This is a genomic window from Streptomyces sp. NPDC058534, assembly GCF_042717365.1.
Taxonomy (GTDB): domain Bacteria; phylum Actinomycetota; class Actinomycetes; order Streptomycetales; family Streptomycetaceae; genus Streptomyces.
Map to the genome: position 1 here is coordinate 1 of NZ_JBHXNW010000166.1, position 3,556 is coordinate 3,556.

General features: G+C 73.1%; 1 protein-coding gene. It reads right to left on the reverse strand.

Features of this window, described 5'->3' with window-relative positions:
- Positions 1-3,556 (reverse strand): beta-ketoacyl synthase N-terminal-like domain-containing protein (locus tag ACFWR9_RS42440; protein WP_383852967.1); only part of this gene is annotated, 3,556 nt, incomplete at both ends.

Here is a 3,556-nt window from a genome sequence, read left to right on the forward strand (position 1 = left end):
GAGACAACACACCCGACGCATGCCGGGTCCACTCCTGCCCGCCACCCTCACCCGCATCACCACGGGACGCGTAGACGCCCACGGTCCGGCGCCCGGACTCGTCGGCACCGCCGACGGCGACCTGGACACGGACCGAACCCTCCGCGGGCAGTACCAGCGGAGCGTCGATGACCAGCTCGTCCAGGGCACCGCAGCCGAACTCGTCGCCCGCCCGGACCACGAGGTCCACGTACGCCGTCCCCGGTACCAGGACCACACCCTGAACGGTGTGGTCGGCCAGCCACGGATGCGTCCGCAGCGACAGGCGGGAGGTGAAGAGCAGCCCGCCGGTCGACGGGACGTCGACCTTCACGCCGAGCAGCGGGTGGTCGGCGGCCGAGAGCCCGAGGGACGAGGCGTCCGAGGGGGCGTCCGCCGTCCGCAGCCAGTAGTGCTCGTGGTCGAAGGCGTACGTGGGCAGTTCCACGCGCGGACCACCGGCGACACCGGTCGGCAGCACGGCCGTCCAGTCGACGTCCACGCCGCGGACGAAGGCCTCGGCGAGGGCGTCGAGGAGCGTCTGGCTTTCGTCGCGGCCGTCCCGCATGGCCGGCGCGCACACGACCTCCGCCGAGCCCGTCGAGCCCGTCGAGGTCGAGCCCGCCGTGTCTGCTTCCGCGGCCGACTCCCGGACGAGTCCGGTCAGTACGGCGCCGGGACCGAGCTCCAGGAACACCTGGCCGCCGTGTTCCCGCGCGGCCCGGACGCCGGCGGCGAAGAGCACGGGGCGGCGTACGTGCTCCACCCAGTACTCGGCGGTCCGCATCAGGTCGTCCTCGACGACGCGTCCCGTCACGTTCGAGACGACAGGGATGCTCGCCGGCTGCCACGCGACGGCGGCCAGCTCACCGGCGAACTCGTCGAGCATCGCGTCCATCCGGGTGGAGTGGAACGCGTGCGACACCGCGAGCCGCTTGACCTTGCGGCCCGACTCCTTGAGCTGCTCGGCAAGTTCGAGTACGGGAGCCTCGTCGCCGGAGAGGACCACGGACGCGGGTCCGTTGACGGCGGCGATGTCGACGCCCGTGGTGGCGGAGGAGGCCAGCAGGGCGCGGATCTCGTCCTCGCCCGCCGCCACGGCCACCATCGCGCCACCGGCCGGCAGGACCTGCATCAGGCGGCCGCGGGCCGCAACCATCGTCGCCGCGTCCTTCAGGGACAGCATGCCGGCCGCGTGCGCGGCGCTGATCTCGCCGATCGAGTGGCCCATCACCACGTCGGGGCGGATGCCCCACGACTCGACGAGCCGGAACAGCGCGGTCTCGACGGCGAAGAGGGCGGCCTGCGTGTACACCGTCTGGTCGAGGAGCCGCGCGTCGGCGCTGTCCTCGTCGGTGAAGACGAGCTCGCGGATCGGGCGGGCCACCCATCCGGCGAGGGCCGCGTCGAGTTCGGCGCACACCTGGTCGAGCGCGTCCGCGAAGACCGGGTAGCGGGCGTACAGTTCGCGCCCCATGCCGGCGCGCTGCGCGCCCTGGCCGGGGAAGAGCAGGACCAGCTTGCCCGTACCCGTTCGGGTACCGGCGGTGACGCCGGGGCCGGACTCGCCGTCGGCCAACGTGCGCAGCCGGGCAAGGAGTTCGTCCCGGCTCGCGGCCACGACCACGGCACGGTCGGAGAGGAGCGCCCGGTCGGAGAGGAGGGAGGCGGCCAGACCGGCGAGCGGGAGGGCCACGTCGGCGACCTCGGCCTCGACGGCCGCGGTGTCGACGGCCTCCGTGCCGACGGCTTCCGCCTCGACGAGCTCCGCCAGTCGCCGTGCCTGCCCGGCCAGGGCGGCCAGACTCTTCGCCGACACGACGAACGGCAGGACCGCGTCGCCCTCGGGCGACGGCTGCGCCCCGGTCGCGGGGGCCGACTCCTGCGCCGCCTGCTCCAGGATGAGGTGGGCGTTCGTACCGCTCACGCCGAACGACGAGATGCCCACGCGGCGCGGGCGCTCGATCTCCGGCCAGGGACGTTCCTCGGTGAGCAGCTCGACCGCGCCCGCCGTCCAGTCGACCTGCGAGGTCGGCTCGTCGACGTGCAGGGTCGCCGGGAGGACGGCGTGCCGCATGGACTCGACCATCTTGATCACGCTGGCCACACCGGCGGCGGCCTGCGTGTGGCCGATGTTGGACTTCAGCGAGCCGAGCCACAGCGGCCGACCCTCCTCGCGCCCCTGGCCGTACGTCGCAAGCAGCGCCTGCGCCTCGATCGGGTCACCGAGCGTCGTACCCGTGCCGTGCGCCTCGACGACGTCGACGTCCGCCGACGTCAGACCCGCGTCGGCGAGCGCCTTGCGGATCACGCGCTGCTGGGCCGGACCGTTCGGAGCGGTGAGCCCGTTGGAGGCGCCGTCCTGGTTGATGGCCGAGCCGCGGACGACGGCGAGGACCTGGTGGCCGTTCTTGCGGGCGTCCGAGAGCCGCTCAAGCAGGACGACACCGACGCCCTCGGAGAGGACCGTGCCGTCGGCGGTGGAGGAGAACGCCTTGATACGGCCGTCGGCGGCGAGGCCGCGCTGCCGCGAGAAGCCCAGCACACCGGCCGGGGATCCCATGACGGCGACGCCGCCGGCGAGGGCCATCGTGCACTCGCCCTGGCGCAACGCCTGCGCCGCCAGGTGGATCGCGACGAGCGACGAGGAGCACGCGGTGTCCACGGTCACCGCGGGACCCTCCAAGCCGAACACGTACGAGACGCGGCCCGAGGCGACGCTGCCGGCGATGGCGGTCGTCGCGAAGCCCTCGAACTCCTCCGGCACCTGCTCGAGCGCGCCGAGGTAGTCGTGGATCGAAACTCCGGAGAACACACCGACGTTGGTGTCCTGCGCCTGAGTCGGGTCGATGCCCGCCCGCTCGAAGACCTCCCACGAGGTCTCCAGGAGCAGTCGCTGCTGCGGGTCCATCGCCATGGCCTCGCGCGGCGAGATCCCGAAGAAACCCGCGTCGAAGCGTCCCGCCTCGTGGAGGAATCCGCCCTGCTGAAGGTAGGACGTACCCGCGTGATCGGGGTCGGAGTCAAAGAGCCCGTCGAGGTTCCAGCCGCGGTCGGTCGGGAAGCCGGACATGCCGTCGCGACCCTCGCGCACCATCCGCCACAGGTCTTCGGGACCTGCGACGCCACCGGGCAGGCGGCAGGCCATGCCGACGATGACGATCGGGTCGTCGTCCGTGGACACGGTGACGCGCGCGGTGGGGGCGACGGCGGCGGTCTGGCCGCTGAACTCGTCGCGCAGGTAACGCGCGAGGGCGCGCGGGGTCGGGTAGTCGAAGATCAGCGTGGCGGGCAGTTTCACGCCCGTCGTCGCGCTGAGCCGGTTGCGCAGCTCGACCGCCGTGAGGGAGTCGAAGCCGAGCTCGCTGAAGCCCCGGCCGCCCTGGGCCAGGTCGCCGACGTTGACGCCGAGCACGTCCATGGCCTCGGCGGCGATGACCTCCAGAAGGGCCTTCTCCTGGTCGGCGGGCGTGAGGCCCACGAGGCGCCGGGCGAGGGCGTTACGGTCACCCGCGCCGGCCTGAGCCGTGCGGCGGCC